This window comes from Burkholderia sp. LMG 13014, from assembly GCF_905232215.1.
Lineage (GTDB): Bacteria > Pseudomonadota > Gammaproteobacteria > Burkholderiales > Burkholderiaceae > Burkholderia.
In genome coordinates this window covers 1-23,827 of record NZ_CAJNKE010000048.1, presented here as the reverse complement: position 1 = coordinate 23,827, position 23,827 = coordinate 1, and the positions used below count along the sequence as shown (strand labels likewise).

Annotated in this window: 19 protein-coding genes and 2 pseudogenes; 4 read left to right on the top strand and 17 right to left on the bottom strand. The window is 64.2% G+C overall.

All coding sequences use genetic code 11. From position 1 onward, the window contains the following. Window positions 1–346 (bottom strand): annotated as a pseudogene (locus JYJ84_RS08995) (electron transfer flavoprotein subunit beta/FixA family protein); the annotation flags it as partial. 1,129 nt (window positions 347–1,475) lie between these two features. On the opposite strand from JYJ84_RS08995, the gene fliD reads away from it, so the two are divergent. Together fliD and JYJ84_RS08985 are read left to right on the top strand one after the other, a co-directional pair. Then, window positions 1,476–2,981 carry a flagellar filament capping protein FliD gene (fliD, locus tag JYJ84_RS08990; RefSeq protein ID WP_175223621.1) on the top strand — a complete coding sequence of 502 codons (1,506 nt, stop codon included), beginning with the start codon at window positions 1,476–1,478 and terminating at the stop codon, window positions 2,979–2,981. 18 nt (window positions 2,982–2,999) lie between these two features. Beyond that, window positions 3,000–3,089, top strand: a pseudogene (locus tag JYJ84_RS08985) (electron transfer flavoprotein subunit beta/FixA family protein); the annotation flags it as partial. Window positions 3,090–3,268: 179 nt separating this feature from the next. Here JYJ84_RS08985 and JYJ84_RS08980 read toward each other — a convergent pair. The 13 genes from JYJ84_RS08980 to JYJ84_RS08920 form a co-directional block, all read right to left on the bottom strand. Continuing rightward, entirely contained in the window at window positions 3,269–3,916 is a 648-nt protein-coding gene (locus JYJ84_RS08980) for a hypothetical protein (protein WP_122950149.1), read from the bottom strand. Between the two features lie 527 nt (window positions 3,917–4,443). Further along, window positions 4,444–5,448, bottom strand: a complete 1,005-nt coding sequence (locus tag JYJ84_RS08975; RefSeq protein WP_175223629.1) for a lysozyme inhibitor LprI family protein — start codon at window positions 5,446–5,448, stop codon at window positions 4,444–4,446. 688 nt (window positions 5,449–6,136) lie between these two features. Next, a complete protein-coding gene (locus JYJ84_RS08970; protein ID WP_175223622.1) occupies window positions 6,137–6,397 on the bottom strand; it encodes a PAAR domain-containing protein in 261 nt (86 codons plus the stop codon). Between the two features lie 15 nt (window positions 6,398–6,412). Further along, a complete protein-coding gene (locus JYJ84_RS08965; RefSeq protein WP_236027706.1) occupies window positions 6,413–7,462 on the bottom strand; it encodes a DUF6708 domain-containing protein in 1,050 nt (349 codons plus the stop codon). A gap of 17 nt (window positions 7,463–7,479) precedes the next feature. Next, entirely contained in the window at window positions 7,480–10,068 is a 2,589-nt protein-coding gene (locus JYJ84_RS08960) for a T6SS effector BTH_I2691 family protein (protein ID WP_236027707.1), read from the bottom strand. 60 nt (window positions 10,069–10,128) lie between these two features. Further along, entirely contained in the window at window positions 10,129–10,875 is a 747-nt protein-coding gene (locus JYJ84_RS08955) for a DUF4123 domain-containing protein (protein ID WP_175223624.1), read from the bottom strand. 9 nt (window positions 10,876–10,884) lie between these two features. After that, window positions 10,885–13,356, bottom strand: coding sequence for a type VI secretion system Vgr family protein (locus JYJ84_RS08950; protein WP_175223625.1), 2,472 nt, complete (start codon window positions 13,354–13,356; stop codon window positions 10,885–10,887). A gap of 223 nt (window positions 13,357–13,579) precedes the next feature. Continuing rightward, window positions 13,580–14,605, bottom strand: coding sequence for a GTP-binding protein (locus tag JYJ84_RS08945; protein WP_175223626.1), 1,026 nt, complete (start codon window positions 14,603–14,605; stop codon window positions 13,580–13,582). A 2-nt stretch (window positions 14,606–14,607) separates the two neighbouring features. After that, a complete protein-coding gene (locus tag JYJ84_RS08940) occupies window positions 14,608–16,275 on the bottom strand; it encodes an amidohydrolase (protein WP_175223627.1) in 1,668 nt (555 codons plus the stop codon). Window positions 16,276–16,311: 36 nt separating this feature from the next. Beyond that, window positions 16,312–17,706: a sodium:solute symporter gene (locus tag JYJ84_RS08935; RefSeq protein WP_174959908.1), complete on the bottom strand. Its 1,395-nt coding sequence runs from the start codon at window positions 17,704–17,706 to the stop codon at window positions 16,312–16,314. 83 nt (window positions 17,707–17,789) lie between these two features. Beyond that, window positions 17,790–17,987, bottom strand: coding sequence for a DUF3311 domain-containing protein (locus JYJ84_RS08930; RefSeq protein ID WP_043184006.1), 198 nt, complete (start codon window positions 17,985–17,987; stop codon window positions 17,790–17,792). A gap of 239 nt (window positions 17,988–18,226) precedes the next feature. Further along, window positions 18,227–19,348 (bottom strand): Fic family protein, encoded by a 1,122-nt coding sequence (locus tag JYJ84_RS08925; protein WP_205169614.1) that lies wholly within the window; start codon window positions 19,346–19,348, stop codon window positions 18,227–18,229. 94 nt (window positions 19,349–19,442) lie between these two features. Continuing rightward, window positions 19,443–20,360, bottom strand: a complete 918-nt coding sequence (locus tag JYJ84_RS08920; RefSeq protein WP_122950158.1) for a LysR family transcriptional regulator — start codon at window positions 20,358–20,360, stop codon at window positions 19,443–19,445. A 128-nt stretch (window positions 20,361–20,488) separates the two neighbouring features. Between JYJ84_RS08920 and JYJ84_RS08915 the strand changes: the two genes are divergently transcribed. Both JYJ84_RS08915 and wrbA read left to right on the top strand, forming a co-directional pair. Beyond that, window positions 20,489–21,214, top strand: a complete 726-nt coding sequence (locus JYJ84_RS08915) for a pirin family protein (protein ID WP_175223628.1) — start codon at window positions 20,489–20,491, stop codon at window positions 21,212–21,214. A 61-nt stretch (window positions 21,215–21,275) separates the two neighbouring features. Continuing rightward, window positions 21,276–21,878, top strand: a complete 603-nt coding sequence (gene wrbA / locus JYJ84_RS08910) for an NAD(P)H:quinone oxidoreductase (RefSeq protein WP_122950160.1) — start codon at window positions 21,276–21,278, stop codon at window positions 21,876–21,878. A 96-nt stretch (window positions 21,879–21,974) separates the two neighbouring features. Here the strand turns inward: wrbA and JYJ84_RS08905 are convergent, their stop codons facing one another. The 3 genes from JYJ84_RS08905 to JYJ84_RS08895 form a co-directional block, all read right to left on the bottom strand. Next, window positions 21,975–22,280 (bottom strand): hypothetical protein, encoded by a 306-nt coding sequence (locus JYJ84_RS08905; RefSeq protein WP_122950161.1) that lies wholly within the window; start codon window positions 22,278–22,280, stop codon window positions 21,975–21,977. Between the two features lie 230 nt (window positions 22,281–22,510). Continuing rightward, window positions 22,511–23,245, bottom strand: a complete 735-nt coding sequence (locus JYJ84_RS08900) for an LrgB family protein (RefSeq protein ID WP_122950162.1) — start codon at window positions 23,243–23,245, stop codon at window positions 22,511–22,513. After that, window positions 23,242–23,613 carry a CidA/LrgA family protein gene (locus JYJ84_RS08895; protein WP_114182512.1) on the bottom strand — a complete coding sequence of 124 codons (372 nt, stop codon included), beginning with the start codon at window positions 23,611–23,613 and terminating at the stop codon, window positions 23,242–23,244. The genes JYJ84_RS08900 and JYJ84_RS08895 overlap by 4 nt, the downstream gene beginning before the upstream one ends. Window positions 23,614–23,827: the final 214 nt, after the last annotated feature.

The following is a 23,827-nucleotide window of genomic DNA, read 5'->3' as shown; positions in this document are numbered from 1 at the left end:
CGAGGATCACCAGTTGCGGCTGTTCCTTGTCGACCAGCGCCTTCAGGATCTTCGCGACGGCCAGCGGCTCGACGCTGTCGTTCGATTCGACGAGGATCGCGCGATCCGCGCCGATCGCCAGCGCCGTACGCAGCGTTTCCTGCGCCTGCCCGACGCCCACCGATACGGCGATCACTTCGGTCGCCACGCCCGCTTCCTTCAGGCGCACCGCTTCTTCCACCGCGATTTCGTCGAACGGGTTCATCGACATCTTCACGTTCGCAATGTCGACACCCGTGTTGTCCGACTTCACGCGGACCTTCACGTTGTAGTCGACGACACGTTTGACTGCCACCAGAATTCGCACCTGCTATCTCCTTGGCCGCCCACACGATGTGCCGCCTGTTTGCGACAGACACGCTCACGCTTTGGGCTTGATTGAATGCGCTTATGGAAATGGCATTTGAACCCGTCGCCGAGGGTTGCGCAAATATTCGATCTCACTGCCGGCCATAGGATGAACCTATGTCGAAAGCTCACCTCGACACGACCCGGCGGGCATCCCCGGAGCACTGAGTGATCGTTCGCGCAGTACCGCGAGCAATGCACGGTCGTGCCACTCGATCCGGTGCATCCCCTCGATGAATTGCGCGCGACGGTCATTCGAATCAGTGACATACCGGCCGATCCACGTCACGGAGTCAACGATCTCCGTGACCACCGCGAACTGCGCAGGCGCCGGACTGCCAAGTTCCCATTCGCCCGCCTGTTTGGTTGAAAGCCGGTGATGCGGCAGCGCTGCCGCACGCGGCGACAGCCACGAGATGCCCGATCCGCGGCAACCGAATGTCTGTCCCGCAAAAAATCGATCAACTGGTTTCGTCTGGCCACTACTGCGATCTCTATTAAGACGACATAACGAGTCTGCGGAAATTCCGTTCAACTACCGTGCGCGCATATGCCTATGAATTTCGCCGGAGATCTTGTAGCCGCCGAAATTATGACTCTGGAAAATTCTGGAACAACCATGACAACGCCAATGTAGGTGCTCGTTTCCGCATCGAGTGAGTCTTTCCAATTTTCTTCGCAGACACCCGTCGAGCCGCCAGGCCTCATGGACTCGATTTTCGGCAGGGGCACCGTCGATCGGCCCGCTGTTTAGCAAAGCAAGCTAAAAATTTTCGTCAAACATTCACGCCATCTGCAAGTTTTCAAAGTCGGCAAAAATCCTTGAGAAAGTACAATCAAAATGATGTTTTTCCTGCCATAAAACGCCAACTTTTATCTCAAACCACCCCGACAATCACCCATCTGCATTTTTCTCAAAAATCATTACAAAAAATTACCAAGTAATGCCGATTTAAATATACGATAGCGCACGTCCTTACGTTTCCCCGACACCTTCCGTGAACGCCGGAACGCGTCGCACCGGAAACAGCCTGCACGCCGACTCGGTAGCCGCTCGCACAGGATCGCTTTTCAACCGGAGACCTCCCATGGCAACGAACACGCCCGTGAGCAGCAGCGCGAACACGAGCAGCCTGATGCAAGAGGCCGCGCAATCGATCATCAACGGCTCGACCGGCAATCCGTCGATGGACGTCGGCACGCTCGTCAAGACGCTGGTGAACGCGAAAACGGCCGGCCGGGCCGCGGCGCTTGCCGCGTCGCAGACAACCGGCACCACGCATATTTCCGCGTTCGGCGCGCTGTCGTCCGCACTGGGGGCGCTCGAGGCGGGCCTCACGTCGCTGACGAACGGCGGGCTGCAGTCGACGTTCACCGCAGTTGCGAGCGGCAAGGGCCTGAGCGCAACGACCAGCGCAGGGGCGGTCGCCGGCATCTACACAGTCGGCGTCACGCAGGTCGCGACCGCGCAGGCGCTGGCTTCGTCGGGCGTCGACGGGAGCAAGGCGCTCGGCACCGGCACGCTGACACTGTCGCTCGGCAGCCAGTCGTTCAAGGTCGACGTCAACCGCTCGAACAACACGCTGCCGGGCATCGCGGCCGCGATCAATGCCGCGCAGAACAACCCGGGCATCAGCGCGACGGTCATCAACGGCACCGACGGCGCGCACCTCGTGCTCGCATCGACCAAGACGGGCTCGGCGAACGCGATCAGCGTCGCGGTCGGCAACGTGGCCGACGACAAGGGTCTGTCGAACCTCGGCGTCACGTCGACCGCCGACACGTCCGGCGGCGCGTCGACGATCCAGTCGGCGAACAGCGCGGCCGCATGGCGGCAGAGCACCGTCGCGCAGGATGCGAAGTTCACGCTCAACGGCATCGCGTCGACGAGCGCCAGCAATGCGGTGTCGGGTGTGCTGAACGGCATCACGCTGAACCTGGCGGCGGCCGCGGTCAGCGCGACCGATACGCAGACGCTGACGGTCAGCCCCGATACGAAATCGCAGGCAACGACGATCACGAATTTCGTGAACCTGTACAACACCGCCGTCAAGACGATGGGCACGCTGTCGAGCTTCACGGCAGGGGCGAGCTCGCAGGGCGTGCTGCTCGGCGATTCGACGCTGAACACGATCCGCAACTCGCTCGCGTCGGTCGTCGCGCGCGGCGTCGCCAACGGGAGCGGCCACGGGCACACCAACCTGATGTCGATCGGCATCTCGCTCGAGAAGGACGGTACGCTGAAGCTCGACAGCGCGAAGCTCGACGTTGCGCTGACCGCCAACCCGTCGGGCGTCGCGCACCTGTTCAACCCGAAAAACGGGATAGGCACGCGCATGGCCGAGCAGATCGCCCCCTTCACGAAGAAGGGCGGATTGATCGACGTGCGCACGAACGCGCTGGGCGCCGACCTGAAGCGCGTCACGCAGCAGCAGTCGGATCTGGCCGACTACGCGTCGCAACTGACCAAGCAGTACCAGGCGCAGTTCACGGCGCTCAACGCGCTGATGGCCAAAATGAACTCGAACACGCAGTACCTGACGCGGCTGTTCGGCGGCGCCAACAGTAACGGCACGCTGGCGAACAAGGGATGAGCGTCCGGGCCGTCCGATGATCGCGCGATCCTCGTCGAGTCGAACGACAGCGTCGAGCCGCTGGCCGTCGCGAAGATCCTGAAGGCGTTGGTCGACAAGGCGCAGCCGCATCGTGGCGGCGGCCGCCGTGCGACGGCTCGACCGGCTCGCGCCGCCGCGCACGGCATCGCGCCTCGACACATCGTTCACGCACGACGGTCGGCAACCGCGCGTCGCCGGGCGTCTTTCCCCGGTTCACGCAAGCACGGCGGCGGCCTGCCCGCGGGTCGCCGAAAGCGCGGGTGCCGTCAGCCGAGACCTTCGACGCGATCGGCGAACAAGTCGATCGCACGCGACACCTGACGCCCGAAATAACCGGGCCGCTCGCGCTCGTATGCGCGCAGCAGCGACGTGCATTCACGCTCCGCCCAGCGCCACACGGGGCCCTGTTTCGCGAACACCGGATGATCGTGCAGTTCGGCCGGTACCGTGTGTTCGTCGTCCCAGCCCCAGAAATACGCCTGGTACGCACGCGCGAACGGCATCCCCAGATTGTTCGCCACGGTCTCGTCGTGGCGCAGCGTGAAATCGACGATTTCCTTGCGCGCGCGGCCGCCGATATCGTCGTGACGCGCCTCGATCCAGCAGTGATATCTCGCCAGTTGCGACAGATGCCGCGCGGTACGGCGCCGCTCGCGCGTCGTGCACAGCGCATACAGGTTGCCGCCGCCGAAATCCAGCACTTCCCCGCCCGCGAACGGCCGGTAAGGTTGGCCGGTCAGCAGCGTCAGCACCCGCGCACCGACGATCGCGTAGTCGGCACATCGCATGTAGCCATTGCGCGTCGTCGCTTCCGACACGCTCCGGTGGACGACCTCGTCGATCACGGCGTGCAGCACCGCATCAACCGGTGCCGCCAGGATCGGCGGCTGGCTTGTCGTCGTTACGTGTTGCATGGGAAACGGATGCGGACTCAACGGTTCATCGGTAAAAAACGCTCCGCGGCATAATATTACTAATCGTTACAAGAGCGTCGAGGTGGTTTGATCAGATTTGTGTGCTTTTGTCGTCCGACGTGAACATACGCCGGTCAGCCGGTGGCGGTGGCGGTAGCGGTAGCGGTAGCGGTAGCGGTAGCGGTAGCGGTAGCGGTAGCGGTAGCGGATCGCAACACGTCGACGGAACGCGCGGCGGCTTGCGGATTGCGGGCGGCTCGATGGCGCGATGGGATGGATGAAGTCGGGAGCGTGCGTCGGTGTCGTGTCGGCGGCACGCCGTCACGACGACGGGGGGCAACACCAATGCGATCGGACGCCCGGCCGAGCAGGCCTCGCTCGATGCGCTCGAGCACGGCACATCGGGCCCGGTCATGCCGCCCTGCCCGCATTGCGCACGCGGGAATCGGCCGCACCGCCGGCGCAGGCGCGCGCGGTGCAAAAAGCATGAAGACGGGCCGGGCGGCTTTGGCCGTCCTGCCCGCTCGTCACTGCATCACGTCGACCGGCAGCGTCTTGTCGAGATTGTCATGCCACGCCAGGATGGTCTTCGGCACGGTTTTCTTCCACGCCGGCACGTTCGTGTAATAGCGCATCCGGACGTTGCTTTGCGCGTCGAACACGAGCAGCCCGATCCACAGATCGTTACCGCGGCGCATCACGATCGCTGCGTTCGTCGTCGCGATGCCACGCACCGAGTACGACTCCACGTGTGCGTTCAGCCCGTCGAGATCCTCTTCGTCGGTGATGTAATTGACGGTGTCGATGAGTGTCTGATAGTCGGTGCCGAGCAGCTTGTGTGCGGTCGCGTTCTGGGTCGCGTCGGCGACGACCTTGAGGCTCAGCAGGTCGGCCGCCGGCCGGACCTGGAACTGCGACGCGGTCACATACTCGCCGTCGTAGAAGACGCCCGCCCCTGCACCGCACTCGAAATCCTCACCGTGTTGCGTGATGCCAACGCGCCCACCCTTCCGTTCGAAATCGAGCCGGCACTTGTTCTTGCGGTAGGTACCGCTGTCGCCGTGCAGCACGATATCGCCGTTGAGCCCGCCCGTATGCGCGCCGTTGGTGCCGCCCAGCTCGAAATGCAAGCGCGGCGGCGTGCCGGTAAACGTCAGCACGCCGCCGAACGACGGGTTATCGCTCGTCATGTACCACGTCTGCTGCCAACGGTCAGCGGCCAGCGGCGTGCCGTTCAGGCTCGCGAGCCGTTCGCGGTAGCGGTCGCCGAGGCACTGCTCGTCGCCGCCGCACTGGTCGCGCTGCTTGAGCCACTTCAATTGCGCGCCCTTCAGCGCAGCCGTGTCGCCACCCTTCGCGAGCGCCTTCTTCCACGCCGCCGCCAGTTCGCCGTCGAGCTTCGACAGCGCCGCATCCGCACAGATCGCCTTCTCGGTTGGCGACGCGGCTTTCGCGCAGTCCAAGCCGGCCGCGTGCGTGGCCAGCGGCAGCAACAGCGGCAGCAGCGCGGCTGTCAGGCGCAGGAATGGCATGTTCAACTTGATTGCCTCATTTCAATAAGAACCGTACAAAAGGAACATTCGATCCGCCAAACGCCCTTACGCACCAAGCGCCCCGCGAGCGCGCCCACACGGCGCTGATGCGGATGCGGCCAGCGGCAACGTCATGCACGCCGCCCGGACGAGAAACAGTCAGGACCGTGTCACGCAAATGAAGTCTGCTGCGATCCAAACGGCCATCGGCCTTCGCACCAGGTGCCATCGGTTCGGACAGGATCACGACGAAACCGACATCTGCACACGCGTTGATCGGCGGCCCACCGCAATAGCCTCGATCTGTTTCGGACGGCCTGGTTCCGGCATGACCTCACGGCCGTCACGCGCCGTCATCGATCGTTGTGCGTAGCGAGAAGGATACGAGCCAACGGACCGCGCGGCGGCCGTGTCGCGACGATCCGGCCTGCTCGCGATCGGATCAAACAACTGCATGCCGGGCCTGGCCGCGCGTCGCGTCAGTTCCCGGCCGGTCTGCGCCGAACGGACCGGCCACTGAACATGACAGTTCATCGGCCCGTCCGGCACGAAGCGCCTTCGAGCGCCGCGAGCCGTCCGGTACGCTTTCGCTTGCCGAGCCTCGAAAATGGTCGCGGAGCGTTCGAGCAAGCGCGATCATGCACGGTTCCGTTCATCCGATCCACCGAACCGCTCACGCGCGACACCTTCATTCAAGCGACGAAATCAACTGCGCGCCGCATTCCGTCAAATCGTCATGAAAGGCGACCGGCGTGCCGTGATGGTTGCGGGTACTTCCTTGCGGAAGAATCCTGAACTGTCCGCCGCACTTTGGACACCATGTCAGGTGATCCTTCAGCGCAACCGGCACGCCCAGTGCCGTCAAATCGTCGCTCGCCGTGATCACTTCGCCACCGTGGGTCGTCTTGTCGTGCAGGCGGATCACGCCACGTCCGTTCTCGTCCTTCATCGTCTTCCCACCTTCTCAAATCTCGGCGGCTGGATCGTCGAGCCATGTCTCCGCATACGCCATGCCGTCGGCCCGACTTGTCCAGTTCTCGACCTGGGCCTTCGGATCATTCGGATATTCGCCGCGCTGCTGTGCCAGGACGGTATCGCCCCAGCCAACCGGGGTGCCCGCGCGAGGTTCCGCATACGGGTCGTTCGAAGCGACCACGGAAATTTCCTCGATCGATTTCGGCCAGATCGGATCGCGACACGTTGCATTCGCCAGCATGCGCATTGCCGTGAAAATCAGGATCATCGGCATCATCAACAGACGGATGAACACGGGCGCACGCATCCCGAAGCTGTAGAGCGAAAACAGGAAGGCCTCGCGCGGCGATTCATCCTGGGTATGAAACAACATCGGCTTGGGCAAACCGTTGGGGCCACTGTTCATGTATTTGCGCCAGTAGTTCCACTCGGCCAGGGCCATCTTGACCTGAATCTTGCCGCTCCATTCACGTCCGATGGAGAACACCTGCGTCACATTGCCTTGTTCGTCGACCGTGTAATGTCTGATGTGAAAGACCGTCCCGAACGGGCTGTCTTCACGATGCAGGCAAAAAATGGAATCTTCAGTCCAGGGCGCCTCCCAAACCACATCCCCCTCGCCTTGCTTCGCGGAAAAGCGTCGCGCCCGGATCGCATATAGCTTTTGCGACTCACGGTGAAATCGAATCGGACGGTATCGCAGGCCAAAGAACAGACCGCGACCTAGCTGCCAAACGATCGAACCGAACAGCAACACTGCAAAAATGGCAATGCCGTTCATCACGAAGTCACCGGATGATCCATCGCGATGGGTGACATAATAAATATATGGCCCAATTCCCATCGCGACAAAAGCGATCGCAACACCGGTAATAAACCACTGCTTTTCCAGAAATGAAGGTTCGATCACATCCATGAATACGGAGTTGATGCTGAAGATCGATCCGAAATCCTGGATGTCAGGACCAGAAGGTTGTTTTATCGACAGACGATGTGCCAAGTCCCACTCGGGAACTGGCATGCCAATGCATTTCTTCATCAAACGCTCATCCATCATCACCCCCCGATTGCCGAATCGAATGCCTTCAGCTCATCATCCAATGAACTATAGTGCTCGCCTTTGCTGAACCTGCATCGGGATATCCAGTCCTTGATTGCCGCTGCCTTGAAGTGAGCGATCAGGATGCCGACGATGATCGCAGCAACAAAAACAATCCAGAAAGGAGGGAGCCACGCAACGATAACTGCCGGCAAAACCGAGAAGAACGGCGATAGTGATATGTAAATACCGAGAACTCCGCCAATGGCATAGAGTCTGGCAAGACCTTTTTCTTTATTCGCATAAGCCTCGGGCATATTCTTTAACAAATCATAGCCGGCGAGCACTATGCCTGCGACGGCGCCGATTGTTCGTCCTACCCGCGCGCCTGTCTCGGCCCAGCCTTCGGCACCGGCCCACTGCTTCATCAGGTATGCCGAGAGCGGATGAGCAGGCGCGGCCTTGACTGTTTCAGAGACGGATTCAACGATATTGCCGAGAATCGACACGAGCGAGCCCGTGAGCTTCAACAGGTTTTCGCCGTGGTTGAACTGATCGCTGCCGGCGTAATCCTTGTACGCAAAGGTGAGTGTGGCAAGCTGGAAAATTGCCGTGGCTACCCCCTGGTTGAATTTGTACGGTGACGACGAGCCCAACCATTTCCGAGTCGTTTCGACACCGGGGACCTTGATGACCTTGACGTCGCTCGCGTCAAGCGTGCCCGCCTTTACCCATGCGTCCGTGTCGAGTTCGTACGCGAACACCGCCGGGTCCGATGGCGGAGACGCCTTCACGACCTCCTTGCGGATATTGGCTGCGGCGGCCTGTTGGCTGAGTTGGTCGCTGTCCACTGGCAAACCGAGCATCTCCCCCTGATTGACGATCCAGTTTCGCATTTGGGCTGGCGTGATGTGCGCGGCCTTGATTGGGGTGCCCGCGTGTAGCGCCAGACGAATGGTCACGAATCCGACTGCGGGTCCTTTCAGCCCCTTTGCAAGAATGTTTACGAAAGTATTCGCGGTGGTAAAGACAAGGCGGTCGATCAGGTTTGCCCCCTGATGCTTCTTTTCTATATCCTCGAATGCACTCTTGTAGATATTCATAAAATTTTCGTACTGGATATCGGAGCCATGCACTTGCGCGTCTGCGGCCTGGATAAGCTGCTCATGATTGAACATCAACGCACGTGCGTACAGGTTGCCGGTGTCCGATGCCCGACCGCTCAACCAGTCGTTGAGTACCTTCTGGCACTCCTCGGTACCCGCCGCCGTACCGATCGCTTGCGCACACGATTCGCTATAGGCATATCCGCTGCGGATGTCCTTCGGGTCATGTGTGCCGGCCATCCAGTCCGCGAGCAACTTTGACTTGAGCCAGCCGACATGCGCTTGCACGAGCGGTTGCCAGAACGGCTTGAACGCATCGAGCTTGTGCGGGTACTCCTCGTTGAGAAATTTGTCACGCGCACTCATGTCGATGACGCTGACGGGTTTGTTGTCCGCTCCTTTTTTGGTTGACGCTTCCTCCCAGGCTTCGTCAGCCGCCTTCCGTTGCGCACCGGGAACGTCCCGCGCCTGGCGGGCGTCTTCATCCAGGGCCTTTGACAGACTACCGGTACTGAACCACCCCTTCACGATTCGGTACGCACCCGAGATGTCGCCAGCACCGCCGCCCCCGCCGGGCGCCATCGCCATCGGATCGACGTCGACCTGCGCTGCAAGCTCACTCGACGCGTAACTTGCCCGGGTTTCTTCCCGTGCGTTCAATCGAACGCTGGCTTCGGCGCGCTCCAGCAATTGGGCCGAAATGAATTTCCAGTAGGTCTCGTTATCGAAACCGCTGTTCGTGTTGGGGACGGTCAGTTCGGCAAGGTCGTTGGTCATGCCAACGGGATCGTTGACAGCGATGACGAAACCTTTCTTGAGCGGAGATTCGGTCATCGCACCCTGGATGATCTTGGCGACGTCCTTCCGCCGCAATGCGATCTCGTCCTTGGGTGCACGGTTGCTGAACCCGAATGCGTCCTTCATCGCCGGCCCGTCCATCACGAAATGCGCGATATTTTTCTGGCTGGCCTGAAATTCACCGGTATCGGTCGCGGTGCCAGCGACCATGGCCGGGACGTTGACGCATTGCATATGCAGCTTGCGCCATTTCTCGTCCTTGATCTTGTTATATACAAGGTCCTTGGTCCATAACACATTGGACCAGCCGATCCAGAAATTGCCCGCTTCGTCGCTGCCCGGCGTGTGTTGAACATTGACGCAACGCCCGTACGAGCCGGCCCAATCCTTGCCGGATGGGCAACTACTCTCGGCGAGGCGTTCTGCAGATTGCGCAAGGGGCGGCGTGATATCCGGCGCAAACTTGAACAACACGCCGCCGTCGAGGACCATGTATGCGAACAGTTGCTTTCGCTTCTCGTCGTAGGTGTACAGGTATCCCTGACGCAACGCGCGGAGCGTATATTTGGCCGATCCGACCGACTGTGGCGCGTTGGCATCGATCTTGAATTGACCGGATAGCGCGGGCGCTTTGGCCGCCCCCAGCGGACAAGCGATCGCGTATCGGACCGGATAGATCAGCAGCGACTCTCGGTCGCACATCGGACAGCCTTTCCTGGGCATGGTCGATCCTCGGAATTAGGTCAAGTGAGTTAACAGGTATTACTCACTCGCAAGCTCATGCGACAGCTGTTGCCACGCGGCGTCAACCAGTTCATCGGTAGCGGAATGGTGGCCGTTCGCCGCAGCGGCGTTGAGAAACGAGTCGGCCATGGACGGAAACCTTGCGGCCTGCCACACCGAGAAACCTGAAAATCGGCGGCGTATCCGATCGACGATTTCGCTTCGATTGATGCGCGGCCATTGATCGACGCGCGGCCAGCCAAGCGACTGCCCGGCGGGATCGGCTTCGACACCGGGGCCGTCGACGTGCCATATGTGACCCGCCCATGCGAACTGCCACGCCTGTATCGGGCCCAGAAGCGCTTGCTGCTGGTCCGGACTGAAAATCGCCAACGCCAGGGCGAACACGCGCGGATCGTAGTGCCGCCAGAAAACAGGCTCGCCACCCGCATCCGGGCCGACCAGATAGCGCGCAATATGCGCGGCGACGGCGTCGATATCAACGGCGCTCTTGATCCATGCGCAAGCAACGGGTGGGCGTTCGGCGTCGATTTCTCCATGCCAGAACTGCGTGACCTTCTGCTGAACGTCCGCATCGAGCGAACCCAGATCGATCAGCCTTGGCATCAGTTCTTCGCGATGTGCGAGCACGCGCGGCGTGCAAGGACGCATATCGAGTGCAGCAAGATCGGGCGCGTAATCGAGCGTCGCCGGCTCGACCAGCAGATAGCCCGATGTGAGCGGTTCCGACTGATCCACGGCGATTTGCATGGCGGGGGCAGACATGTTCATCGATCAGGAGAGCGAAACCGAAGCCTGACCGGCCTGCGCAGCGTCGCCCGCGATCGGTGCACACAAATCCGAACCCGGAAACTTCGCCGGCACACTCTGCGGCCCGACCGTATCGTGACTGCCGGCGTGAATCCTGTTTTCGCCTGGCGTGTAGCCCACGATACCCTTCGCGCTGACCTCGAACTGGCTATTACCCGCAGTCAGGCGAATCCCCTGCTTGGCGGTGAGGTTGATCCAGTCCGTCGTGCTGATGATCGCGACAACCTTCTTCGCCAGCAATTCCAGCTCGTCGTTTTCTGCGTGCACTTGCACCTTGCCGCTCGCGGCGATCAGCTTCATGCCCATCTTGTGCACGAACAGCGAGAACTTGTCCGACACGCTCGCGAAAAACGACTTGCCGGTCGCGACCGACAGGCTATCGCCCGCCGTGACACCCACGTGCTGCCCACCCGTGACGTGCACCGTGGCGGGGGTCGTGACGGCAATGCCTGCCGCGCCGGCCAACAGCAGGTGCGCTTCTTCGAGCTCCGGGAAGTCACCCTTGTCGCTGCTGCCCGTCGCCCCCGCACCCTGAATGCCATCCACCTGCGATTTCAGCGCATCGGCGATCGGCGTCTGGTCCGCTCCGCTGTCCTGCGCCTGATAGTGCTGCGCGAGCCTGGCCGATTGCGCATGAAGGGTCTGCGCGTTGGTCAGGCGCGATGCCGGCTCGCTCACGTCCGACAGGTGCCCCTGCGCGGCAGGACGCACCTCGGTGCTGATGACCATGCCCTTGCCGGTACGGATCGCGCCCACCTGGTCGGTACGCAGTTCGAAGCCCTCGCCGCGCGCGTCCTTTCGACCCTGCCAATCCTCGACGCGGGTGATCTTGCCGAGCGAGAGCTGGCTCGCCGCATGGTCGGATCGAAGTTGCGCCTGAATGGCGTTGGCCGTATCGTCGAAAATCAGGTGATTGCTGCGGCCCGCCGACGCGTTGCCGTCGGCACCGTTCAGTTCCCGGCTGCGAATGCCCGTCAGCGCATGCTCGTCCGGCAGTTTCCACGACGGCACGTTGCGCGCGTTCATCATGCGGCCCGTGATGATCGGGTGGTCCGGATTGCCGTCAAGCCATTGCACGATCACTTCGGACCCGATCCGGGGCAACGCCGCCATCCCCTGGCCGCCGCCGGCCCAGCCACTCGCGACCCGCACCCATGTCGAATACTTGCCGTTGCGATCCCAGTGGAATTGAACCAGCACGCGGCCGTGTTCGTCCGTGTGAATGCTCGTGCCGGACTGACCCACGACGGTCGCTGTCTGCGGCGCGAGAATCTTCGTCTGGACGCTATTGAAGCCGCGCCCCGGCCGCCATGGCGTCGCCTTGGGAACACACGTGAACGTGTTGCGGTATTCCGCCAGCACACCCGTGTCCTGCAGATAGTTGTTGGTCGCCACGTGCCGGACCGAGACGATCAGGTATTCGTCGTCGCGTTGGTCGCGGCTCAGCGCCGACCCGTAACGGTCCGTGAGCCTGAACCAGCGGCCCGGCTGCACGAAGCGATTGTTGCCCTTGGCGTCGAAGCGCTTGATCGTCGCTTCGATCTCTTCCATCCGGCGATTGACGACCTGATAGCCGTGGTCCATGTTCCGGTAGCCGTACGCGCCGACGTACTCGTTCCATTCGAGTTGCGGCAGCGTGGCGTCGGGGCTCAACAGGCTCGTTTGAACGTGGGTCGGTGTCGGGGCCTTGAAGTCGAAGCGGGACAGTTCCGCATGCGTCGACGTTGTCTGCTGGATTGGCGACCAGCTCAGAATGCTGTCCGCCTCCTCCGCGCCCATGCCATTGTGGAAGCGGATTTCATGATGCTTGCCGTCGATCGCGGGTGCGGGACGCGTCGGATCGGAGACGGTCAGCTTGTGCGACGTCGCCGTGTGCTCGTACCAGTACAGATAACCCGCGTGTTCCCAGCGCCGATGCACGTAGTTGTGGTCGTCTTCGTCGAACTGACAGGCCATCGTCATCGGCGGATCGTTCTCGCCGACCTTCCACGCCCACTCGGGCAATATGCTGTAGTCCTGAAATACTGTCGCCGTCTGCTCGTGCAGATTCTGGTCAAGGAACAAGCGATTGTGCTTGCCGTACTTCAGATAGCGCAGCCAGGGCCCGACATGCACCTCGTAGAACACCCAGCCGCCGTCCGTGCGAACGTGCCGAAACGCGAAGATATGCCCGTTGAAATATCGTTGCGAGCCGTCGCCGCGCAACAGGCTCAGCGTCACGCGCTTGCCGATGAAATCCTTCGGCTCGAGATGATCGTTGTCCGACAGGATTTCGATCGTGTAAGCGAAATCCTTCGATAAGGATTCAACCCCATCGAATGCGTTCGGCAGAAGGATTCTGTAAGGCGCGTTATCGTCCGGAAAGCTGAGCTGCACTTGCCGGTTGTGCTGCGGGCCCAGCGCAAGGTCTCTCAGGGCTTGTGCTGTGTTCTGCATTGTTTTTATCCCTTGATCCGGGCGCGAAGTGCCGCGGGCCCTTCGTGCGCCTGACGTGCGTCATCAAAAGAAGGGCCGGTCGATGTCCGTGCCCACCGCAACGTGTCGCGATAAGCTCAGACGTATACCACAAAGCCCTGTGCAGACTCACTGGGAAAATTGTTACTTCGGCCGAAGGCGGATTCGCGCCTTCTGCCATGCGGCGTCGCTTATTACGGATGCCTTACTTGACTGACTGGAAGCCTGTCGGCTCAACCGTTTCGGCAGTCACGCTGCACTGCACGATGCCGTCGCGCAACACGGCCTGCGCCGCCGCGTCGATGATCCCGATGAAGACCATCACGCCCTCCCCGTCGTGCTCGGCCAGCCCTTCGTCCGCCATCGACGAGAACCGGATGCGCCGCGCGGCAACCTGGCAAACGCGCGTGGCAACCGCCCCTTTCGCATCGGCCACGCGCACGATGCCCTTCGCGCGCAGGATCGTGCGCGGCAACGCCTTCAACCACGCGCGCAGCCGCACCTTGTCGAGCACATCCGGCGCGGCGACGGTGACGCTCGCGAACGCCGGCATCGTGTCCTGACCGATCGGCCGGTGCGCACGCACGATATCCGGCACGCTCGGGCGATCGGGCACGGCCGCGTCGAACAGCAGCGCGAGCGGAATCTCGCCATGTCGCGCGGCGACGACGATATCGGTCGGCGCGCACGCGCGCACGTCGTCCAGCACCGCGTCGCGCCGTGCCGGCGCCACGCGGTCGAGCTTGGTCACGACGATCGCACCCGCGCCGTCGAGCTGGCGCTGCGCCATCGCGCCGACGAGCGGATCGGCGAGCGTATCGCGCCACGCGAGCGCATCGGCAACGACGAGCACCGACGTCAACCGGAATGCACCGTTCAGCAGTCCGATCTGTGCGATCTTCGCGGGATCGGCCACCCCGCTCGCTTCGACGAGCAGCAGTTCGGGCCTTGCGTCGCGCGTCGCGACGCGCGTCAGTGCATCGACGAGCGCGCCGCCGATCGTGCAGCAGATGCAGCCGTTGTCGAGCTCGATCACGTCGTCGCCGCGCGCACGCACGAGCCGCGCATCGATGTTCACCGCGCCGAAATCGTTGACGAGCACCGCAATGCGCCGGCCATGCCGCGCCTGCAGGATCGCGTTGACGACCGTCGTCTTGCCTGCGCCGAGATAGCCGCCGATCACCGCGAGGTCGATCGGTGCACGCGCGGCCTCGGTGGGCGCAACCGGCATGCTCATCGCGGCGACCGGAACACGCGCCCGCCCAGCACCGTGCCCCACACGGCGAGGTCCTTCAGGCGCGCGGGCGCGCACACCGACGGATCGTCGTCGAGCACCGCAAAATCCGCGAGCTTGCCGATCTCGATGCTGCCGACGAGATGATCCATCCGCAACGTATAGGCCGCGCCGAGCGTGATCGCATGCAGCGCATCGTCGACCGCCAGCCGCTCGCCTTCGCCGAGCACGCGGCCCGACGCCGTCTCGCGCTGCACCGCGCACCATGCGGTAAACAGCGGATTCAGCGGCGTGATCGGCGCATCCGAATGCAGCGCGAACGGAATGCCGAGCCGCTGCGCGGAGCCGGCCGCATCCATCCGGTTCGCGCGATCGGGGCCGATGGTCTGGCTGTAATGCGCATCGCCCCAGTAGTACAGATGATTCGCGAAGAAGTTCACGCACATCCCGAGCGCACGCATGCGCTTCAACTGCGCGGCGTCCGCCATCTGGCAATGCTGCAGCGTATGGCGATGATCGGGGCGCGGGTGGCGTGCGAGCAGCGTCGCCATCGCGTCGAGCACGACGTCGGTCGCTTCGTCGCCGTTGGTATGCACATGCAGTTGCAGCCCCGCGCGATGGAACGGCTCGAACACGTCGACGAGCTGTGCGGGCGGAATCAGCCACAGCCCGTTCGGCTGCCCGCCCGCGTAACCGGGCCAGCGCACGCGCGCGGTGAAGCCCTGGATCGAGCCGTCGACGATGAACTTCACGGGCCCGAAATGCAGCTTGTCGGTATTGCGCTCGATCTCCGCGAGCACGCTGTCGGCCGAGCGGGCCGGATTGCGCTGCGGCGCGAACGCCGGCACGATCCGCACCGGGTAGTCCGGATCGGCAGTGACTTCATGCAGCGTGCGGTTACCGTCGGCCGACAGGTCGTTGACGAGATCGGTGGCCGTCGTCACGCCAGCAAGCTGCGCGACGCGCCCGAAATTCCAGATCGCGTGCGGTTTCTCGCTCGCGGAGATCGCCAGCTTGCCGCCGATCGTCTGATAGACCGGCAGCATCGCCGCGAACTCCTGCAGCTCGCCGGTCGGACGGCCATCGGCATCGCGCGTCACGCCGTCGATGTCGGTGTCCTCGTCGATGCCCGCGCGCGCAAGCATCGCGCCGTTCACGTTCATCAGGTGCACGCTTGCATGCAGGATCGCGATCGGCCGCTGCGCCGACACGCGATCGAGTTCGCACGTCGTCAGCCGCGCCGTGCCGAAGAAGATCGGATCGAAGCCCCACGCGAGCAGCGGCCCGTCGTCGGTCATCGCGCGCTCGGCGTCCGCGAGCCGTTCGAGCACCGCGTCGAGCGAACGCAGCCCCGGCCACAGCGTGCCGTCGGGGCCGCGCCGGTCGTAGTAGCCGACGTACACCGCGTCCCACATCGCGCCTTCCATCAGGTGGCAATGCCCTTCGACGAGCCCCGGCATCAGCACCTTGTCGCGCAGCGTATCGTCGGTCATGCACGCGCCGAACCGTGCCTGCCACGTGGCGACGTCGGCGGCATCGCCGACCGCGAGGATGCGGCCGTCGCGCACGGCGACATGCGTGGCCGACGGCTGCGCCGGGTTCATCGTCAGGATGCGGCGGGCCGTAAACACCGTCACGGGCGCGGCCGGGATTGCGGATGCTTGCATGGGATGCGGTTCTCCTTGCGGCGGAACGCCGATGGTTCAGGATACGGCGTAGTGCTTCACCGGACGGCCGTGCAGCATCACATGCACGGCCGCGACGACGAGCACGTTGACGACGAGGCACACGAGGCCGAGGTTGATGCCGCCGAAGTCGACATGGAACACGTAGAAGATCATCGCGAGCACCTGGCCGCAGATCATCCCGGCCCCGACCGCGACGGGCCGCACCTGGCGCCCCGCCAGCAGGATCAGCACGCCCGGCAGGAACTGCGTGACGCCGTAGTACGTGGTGTTGATCAGCGTGAGCATCAGGTTCGGCGTCAGCAGCGTGGTCGCGATCGACAGCAGCAGGTAGCCGACGATCACGTATTTCGCCGCACGCTTCTGGCGCGACTCGGGCAGGTTCGGCATCAGGTTGCGCGTGACGATCGGCCCGATCGCGAGGCAGATGCCGGCCAGCACGAGCAGCCCCGACAGCGCGGCGCCGGCCGCGACGAGGCCGATCAGCCAGCCGGGCAGCAGGTGCGTGACGGCCGCGAAGAACGCATCGTTCGGCGACGCGAGCGTCAGATTCGCGGTGATCGCGTAGTACGACGCGATCACGAGGAACGGATACATCAGCATGTACAGCGGCATCACGACCTGCGTGCGCCGGATCGCGTTCGGCCCGCGCGCGGTGAAGAAATTCTGCGCGGCGAACGGCATCAGGTAGAAGCCGAGCGACTGGAACAGCATCGTGCTCATCGAGAAGCGCAGCTGCGATCCGCTCATCGTGTTGCTGACCTGCCGGCTCGCGGCGTCGAACACCGGATGCACGCCGCCGACCTGCCACGCGACGGCGACGCCCGTCACGACGATCGCGAGCAGCATCAGGATGTCCTTCAGGATGGCGATGTACGCCGACGCGCGCACGCCGGAGATCGCGATATAGGTGAACGCGAGCGCCGCGCACACGAGGATCAGGTACAGCGGTTCGACATGCCAGCCGAGCCCCTTCAGCGCCGCGACGAGCCCGGTGAACTGCAGCTGCCCCCACGGGATCAGGAACAGGATCGATGCGCACGCAACGACCAGCTCGAGCCCGCGGCTGCGGTAGTGGCCCTTGAACAGGTCGGGCAGCGTGATCGCGTTGTGACGCTTGCCGGCCTCCCAGATCTTCGGGCCGACGAAATAGCCGATCGGGTAGGCGAGCAGGATGTAGCCGAGGAACCACACGCCGTAGGTCGGCCCTTTCGCGTAGATGCCGCCGGGGAAGCCGACCATCGTGCCGATGCTGTAGATCTCGCCGGCGGTCAGGAAGAACACGAGCGCCGTGCCGAACTGGCGCGACGCGACGAAGAAGTCATGCACGCTCTGCTTGCCGCGGCCACGGCCGGACCGGATGGCGAGATAGAGCGACAGCGCGATCAGCGCGGCGAAGACGACCGTTGACATGCGCACCTCTGCGAAAGAACGGAAAGCGTAGGGTTCGCCGGAAAGCGCGGGCGGCCGGCGGTCCGCGGGACAGCGGATGCGCGCTAGGCGGCGCCGCTCGCGCGGCGATCGAACAGCATCCAGCACGCGAACAGGCAGCCGGAGGTCAGCACGAACCACGCGAAGATCCACATGAAGATGAACGGCACGCCCAGCACGTAGCGGTCCTGCGCGGCCACCCAGGGCAGCAGGCCCATCACGCCGAGATACGGAATACCGATGCCGATCAGATACCTGAGCATGCGTGTCTCCTCGAAAACGGGTTCGTGCGGCAGGGCCGCACGCGGGGCGGCGAATGTCGCGTGGACGACATCCGGCGTCGAATCCAGTATTCGAAGACAAAATGGCGCGGGATAGTGCCAGACGCGGGCAATCGCTTGGGCCAGCGACCTGCTGCCCGGTCATTGCGGAAATGATCGAAGCGCCAACGCGACCCCGCTCCGTCACGATCGACGCTTGCCGGTCATGACACGAGCCGGTGTCAGCCGTCGAACGGCGCCAGCTCGTAACTCGTGCTCCGGCCGCCGGACGACGAGCGACGCAGCACGCCACGCTCGACGAGCTCCGTGATGTCCCGCAGCGCCGTGTCTTGCGAGCACTTCGCGAGCGCCGCCCACTTGGTGGTCGTCAGCTTCCCCTCGAAGCCGTCGAGCAGGCGATTCATGACCTTGACCTGACGTTCGTTCATCGCGAAGCCGGCACAGCGCTGCCAGAAGCGCGCCTTGACCAGCACCGCATCGAGCGTCGTGTGCGCGTGATCGATGGCCCTGCCGAGCGCGGTCAGGAACCACGCGAGCCATTCCGTGACGTCGAGCGAGCCGCGCTGGGTACGCTCCAGCACGTCGTAATACGCGTTGCGCTCGCGCTGGATTTGCGCCGACAGGCTGTAGAAGCGTTGCGGACTCCGGTCGGCGCGCGCCAGCACCAGATCGCCGAGCGCGCGCGCGATCCGGCCGTTGCCGTCGTCGAACGGATGGAGCGTGACGAACCACAGGTGGGCCAGGCCGGCCCGGATCAGCAAGGGCTCGACCGGCGCGGCATTGAGCCACGTGAGGAAGCGCGCGATCTCGCCAGTCAGGCGCGTGGCTGGAGGCGCTTCGAAATGCACGCGCTGCCGGCCGATCGGCCCGGACACGACCTGCATCGGCCCGCTTGCATCCGTTCGCCACGCACCGACCGTGATGCGCGACATCCCCGAGTAGCCGGTCGGGAACAGCGCCGCATGCCACCCGAACAGACGAGCGTCCGTGACCGGTGCCGCCGCGTGGGTCGTGGCGTCCAGCACCATGTCGACCACGCCCTCGACGTGGCGATCGACCGGCGCCAGCGCACCGATGTCGACGCCGAGCCGGCGCGCAATCGACGACCGGACCGATGCCACGTTCAGGCTTTCGCCCTCGATGGCGCTGGTCTTGACGACGTCCTCCGTCAGCGCGGCGAGGCTGGCCTCGTCGCGCAACGCCAGGCCGACATCGGCCAGCCGCCCGGCCAGCATACCTTGCGCACGGCTGACGTCGGCGAGTGGCGTCGCCAGTGCCGGGAGGTCGAAGCGCCACGCAGGCCAGTCGGCCGACTCCCAGATGTAGGTGTAATCTCCGCTCATGATGCGGAGATTATCCCATCGATTGACCGCACGATTCAATATTCTCCGCAATTTTTGCGGAGAATAACACCTTCATTCCCCGCAAACGTGCCCGCTACCGCGCCCGGCCGGCCCCGCCCTTCGCCGGGGGCGCAGCCTCTCCGAGCCGTTCCGCGAGAAACCCGATGAACGTGCGCAGCGTGACGAACCCTTCCCGATGCTGCGGGAATACCGCATTGAGCGTGATCGGCGACGGCGCATACGCGTCGAGCACCGGCACGAGCGCGCCGCTGTCGAGCGCCGTGCCGACGATGAAGTGCGGCAGCAGCGCGATGCCGAGCCCCGCGATCGCCGCGTCGCGCACCACTTCGCCGTTGTTCGCGACGAGCGGCCCCTGCACGTCGAACGTGCGCGCCGCGCCGTCCATGCGGAATTCCCAGCCAACCCGCCGCTCGCGCCCGTACAGCAAGCACGTATGGCCGGCGAGATCGGCCGGCGTCGCCGGCGTGCCCTGCCGCTTCAGATAGGCGGGGCTCGCACACGCGATCATCCGCCACGCGCCGAGCGGGCGCGCGATCAGCGTCGAATCCTCGAGCGAGCCGATCCGCAGCACCAGATCGAAGCCCTCGCCGATCACGTCGACGCGCCGGTCGGTCAGATCGAGGTTCAGACGCACGGCCGGGTGCGCGGACAGGAATTCGGCGATCAGCGGCGACACGTGCGTAATCCCGAACGACAGCGGCGCGCTGATTTTCAGCGACCCGTGCAGCTCGGTGCTGCGCACCGACATCGCCTGCTCGGCGTCGGCGATTTCCGCGAGGATCCGCTGCGCGCGCGCGTAAAACTCCTGCCCCGATTCGGTCACCGCGAGATTGCGCGTGTTCCGATGCAACAGCCGCACGCCGAGCGACGCCTCCAGCGCCATCGTGCGGCGGCTGACGAACTGCTTGGACAGCATCAGTTGATCGGCCGCCGCCGTGAAGCTGCCCGCATCGACCGTCGCGACGAAGATCCTCAGATCGTTGAGTTCCATATTGTCCACTCCATAGCGACAGTCATTATCTCCTCAGTCATTTATTTGTCAAATCGATTGACCTAAGATTCATCTCAACGAACGGCTGGGCCCACTTCCGAGGTCCGGCGTCTTGAGGAACAAAAATCATGATCGAAATCCGTGCAGCAAACCAACGTGGCCGTGCGGAGCATGGCTGGCTCAGCTCCCGTCATACGTTTTCGTTCGCGAACTACTACGATCCGAAGCAAGTCGGCTTCTCCGACCTGCTGGTGATCAACGACGACCGAGTCGCGCAGGGCGGCGGCTTCGGCACGCACCCGCACCGCGACATGGAAATCCTGTCGTACGTGCTCGAGGGCGCGCTGGAACACAAGGACTCGATGGGTACCGGGTCGGTGATCGTGCCGGGCGACGTGCAGTTGATGAGCGCCGGCACCGGTGTGCGCCACAGCGAGTTCAACCACTCGAAGGAAGTGCCGGTTCACTTCCTGCAGATCTGGGTCGGGCCGGCTGAGAAAGGTGCGGAGCCGCGCTATCAGCAGACGAATGTCACGGCCAGCGACAAGCGCGGCAAGCTCGCGCTCGTCGTATCGCCGGCCGGTGACGCCGGTTCGCTGCAGATCCGGCAGGACACGCGGATCTATGCGGGCCTGTTCGACGGCGATGAACGCGCGACGCTGGAACTGGCGCCGGACCGCTTTGCGTACGTGCACGTGGCACGCGGCAGCGTGACGGTCAACGGCGTGACGCTCGGCGAAGGCGACGGCGCGCGCGTCCGCGGCGAACAGGCGCTGACGTTCGCCGACGGGAAGGATGCCGAAGTGCTGGTGTTCGACCTGCGTCCGGTCGAAGTAACGGCCGAGTGGGCATAAAGCCCGTTCGGGAAACCGGGCCCCGCTGAACGCGGGGCCCTTTTAATCGGAGAATCGCAAGATGGCCAAGGTACTCGTTCTTTACTACTCGTCCTACGGGCACGTCGAAACGATGGCGCAGCACATCGCGGAAGGCGCGAAATCGGTGGCAGGCGTCGAGGTCACGCTCAAGCGCGTGCCGGAAACGATCCCCGCCGACCAGGCCCGGGCGATCGGCGTGAAGGTTGACCAGGCTGCACCGGTCGCGACGGTGGACGAACTCGCCGACTACGATGCGATCATCTTCGGCACGCCGACCCGCTTCGGCAACATGGCCGGCCAGATGCGCACGTTCCTCGACCAGACCGGCGGCCTGTGGATGAAGGGCGCGCTCGTCGGCAAGATCGGCAGCGTGTTCACGTCGACCGGCACACAGCACGGCGGCCAGGAAACGACGATCACGTCGTTCCACACGACGCTGCTGCACCACGGGATGGTGATCGTGGGCGTGCCGTATGCATGCAGCGGCCTCGTCAACATGAACGAAATCACCGGCGGCTCGCCGTACGGCGCGAGCACGCTCGCAGGTGCGGACGGCAGCCGCCAGCCGAGCGCGAACGAGCTCGACATCGCACGCTACCAGGGCAAGCACGTCGCGGAAATCGCGAGCAAGCTCGCGTCGTAACGCGGCGGCCCGACCGTTCGGGCGGCCCCGCACACGCGCAAACGGCGCCGGTCGATCCGGCGCCGTTTGCGCTGTGCCGGGGCCCGGGCCAGGCCGTTACTGGCCCGACGCCGGCGCGGCCGGCGCCGCTTTCGTCGCGGGCGCCTTCTGCGCGGCGTTCTGCGGATAGTTGCTCTGGTCGTTGGTCAGCCGGTAGCCGCTACCCGTGCCGATCGCCTTCAGGTCCGACGCATGCCGTGCCCGGGCGGCCTTGCGGGCCGCCTTCTTCTGCGCCTTGTCGACCTGCTTCTGCGTCGGCGCGGACGCCGGATCCTGCGCGTATGCCGCCGGCGCGGCGGCCAACAGCAGACCGAACGACGCCGTTACTGCCACTGCCACCGAAACCACGCGAGACTTCTTCATGGCCGGATCTCCTTGTCGATTGTTGGTTGTGGGTCAGACACCGGCGCGCACGCGACCGCTTGCGACATCGGAGCCGATGCAACGTTAGCCGATCAGTATGCACTTGTCCGTGTGCGTTCCTGAATTCTCCCGATAACGGCCACGATACATGCGCACCGCGTGCGCCGCCGTTCCGGCACCGCGCCTGCGCCATCAGGGAAACCGATAACCCGGCCTGACCGGGCCTGCGCTCAGATCCAGCGCGACAACACCGGCAGCAGGATCGGCACGACGAAAGCCGTCAGCACGCCGTTCAGCCCCATTCCGAGCCCGGCGAACGCGCCGGCCTCCTCGCTGACCTGGAACGCACGCGCGGTGCCGATCCCGTGCGACGCGACGCCGAGCGCGAACCCGCGCACGGCCGGCTCGTCGACGCGCAGTGCGTTGAGGATTCCGCGCGCGCACACGGCCCCGAAGATCCCGGTCGAGATCACGAGCACGGCGGTAAGCGACGGAATCCCGCCGATTTCCGCGGCGACGGCCATCGCGATCGGCGTCGTCGCCGATTTCGGCGCGAGCGACGCGATCGTCTGGTGCGACGCCCCGAACAGCGCCGCGATGCCGACCGCCGACACGATCGCGGTCAGCGAACCCGCGAGCAGGCCAACCAGCAGCGGCACCGCGGCGCGGCGCAGCTTCGACCACTGGCGGTACAGCGGCAGCGCGAGCGCGACGGTCGCGGGGCCGAGCAGGAAGTGGACGAACTGCGCGCCTTCGAAATACGTCGGATACGGCGTATGCGTGATCGTCAGCAGCACGACGATCAGCGCGACCGCGATCAGCACCGGGTTCGCGAGCGGGTTGAAGCGCGCCCGTGCATAGATGGCCTGCGCGAACAGATACGCGATCAGCGTGATGGTCAGGCCCAGCAACGGGGTCGCGGCGAGATAGACCCAGATCGCGCCGAGTTTCGGGAAGGCCGTCATTGCGTGCCCTCCGCCGTGCCGCCAGCGCGCCGCTGGCGGCGCAGCAGCGCGCGCGTGACGAGTGCCGTCACGGCGATCGCGAGCGTGGTGCTGACGGCCAGCGCGACGACGACCGCGACCGCGTCGCCGCGCACGCGGTCGGCCGACACCATGATGCCGACGCCGGCCGGCACGAACAGCAGCGACAGGTGGCGCAGCAGTTCGAGCGCGGTCGGCTCGATCGCGTCGGCCACCTGCGGGCGCAGCATCACGAAGCCGAACAGCAGCAGCATGCCGATCACGGGGCCCGGCACCGGCAGGCCGAACAGATAGGACACGCCTTCCCCGAGACACTGGAAGGTCAGCAAGACCGCGAACGCCTGCAGCATGAACCGTTTCTCCCGAACGTGGCCGCGCAGCGTGCGGCCGCGCGACCGATGGCCGGCGGGTTGAGGCTCGCTGCGCCGGCGTGAACGATACGCGCGATCGTACCAACAATGCCTGCGGCACGGGGGGCACGGGCGCTGGGGCCGACGACGCGTGCGGGCAGAGCCGCGACGAGAAGCATCGCGCGAAGCCGGCGATGCGGCGCGGATCGAGAAA

What these genes read in the sequence shown, in the direction of transcription:
- JYJ84_RS08930 (WP_043184006.1), bottom strand. Translation starts at nt 17,987, where the DNA reads ATGCTCAGGTATCTGATCGGCATCGGTATTCCGTATCTCGGCGTGATG.
- JYJ84_RS08950 (WP_175223625.1), bottom strand. Translation starts at nt 13,356, where the DNA reads ATGCAGAACACAGCACAAGCCCTGAGAGACCTTGCGCTGGGCCCGCAG.
- JYJ84_RS08970 (WP_175223622.1), bottom strand. Translation starts at nt 6,397, where the DNA reads ATGAAGGACGAGAACGGACGTGGCGTGATCCGCCTGCACGACAAGACG.
- JYJ84_RS08945 (WP_175223626.1), bottom strand. Translation starts at nt 14,605, where the DNA reads ATGCCGGTTGCGCCCACCGAGGCCGCGCGTGCACCGATCGACCTCGCG.
- JYJ84_RS08905 (WP_122950161.1), bottom strand. Translation starts at nt 22,280, where the DNA reads ATGAAGAAGTCTCGCGTGGTTTCGGTGGCAGTGGCAGTAACGGCGTCG.
- JYJ84_RS08895 (WP_114182512.1), bottom strand. Translation starts at nt 23,613, where the DNA reads ATGCTGCAGGCGTTCGCGGTCTTGCTGACCTTCCAGTGTCTCGGGGAA.
- JYJ84_RS08920 (WP_122950158.1), bottom strand. Translation starts at nt 20,360, where the DNA reads ATGGAACTCAACGATCTGAGGATCTTCGTCGCGACGGTCGATGCGGGC.
- JYJ84_RS08915 (WP_175223628.1), top strand. Translation starts at nt 20,489, where the DNA reads ATGATCGAAATCCGTGCAGCAAACCAACGTGGCCGTGCGGAGCATGGC.
- JYJ84_RS08975 (WP_175223629.1), bottom strand. Translation starts at nt 5,448, where the DNA reads ATGCCATTCCTGCGCCTGACAGCCGCGCTGCTGCCGCTGTTGCTGCCG.
- JYJ84_RS08955 (WP_175223624.1), bottom strand. Translation starts at nt 10,875, where the DNA reads ATGTCTGCCCCCGCCATGCAAATCGCCGTGGATCAGTCGGAACCGCTC.
- JYJ84_RS08925 (WP_205169614.1), bottom strand. Translation starts at nt 19,348, where the DNA reads ATGAGCGGAGATTACACCTACATCTGGGAGTCGGCCGACTGGCCTGCG.
- JYJ84_RS08965 (WP_236027706.1), bottom strand. Translation starts at nt 7,462, where the DNA reads ATGAAGAAATGCATTGGCATGCCAGTTCCCGAGTGGGACTTGGCACAT.
- JYJ84_RS08935 (WP_174959908.1), bottom strand. Translation starts at nt 17,706, where the DNA reads ATGTCAACGGTCGTCTTCGCCGCGCTGATCGCGCTGTCGCTCTATCTC.
- JYJ84_RS08900 (WP_122950162.1), bottom strand. Translation starts at nt 23,245, where the DNA reads ATGACGGCCTTCCCGAAACTCGGCGCGATCTGGGTCTATCTCGCCGCG.
- JYJ84_RS08960 (WP_236027707.1), bottom strand. Translation starts at nt 10,068, where the DNA reads ATGTGCGACCGAGAGTCGCTGCTGATCTATCCGGTCCGATACGCGATC.
- JYJ84_RS08980 (WP_122950149.1), bottom strand. Translation starts at nt 3,916, where the DNA reads ATGCAACACGTAACGACGACAAGCCAGCCGCCGATCCTGGCGGCACCG.
- wrbA (WP_122950160.1), top strand. Translation starts at nt 21,276, where the DNA reads ATGGCCAAGGTACTCGTTCTTTACTACTCGTCCTACGGGCACGTCGAA.
- JYJ84_RS08940 (WP_175223627.1), bottom strand. Translation starts at nt 16,275, where the DNA reads ATGCAAGCATCCGCAATCCCGGCCGCGCCCGTGACGGTGTTTACGGCC.
- fliD (WP_175223621.1), top strand. Translation starts at nt 1,476, where the DNA reads ATGGCAACGAACACGCCCGTGAGCAGCAGCGCGAACACGAGCAGCCTG.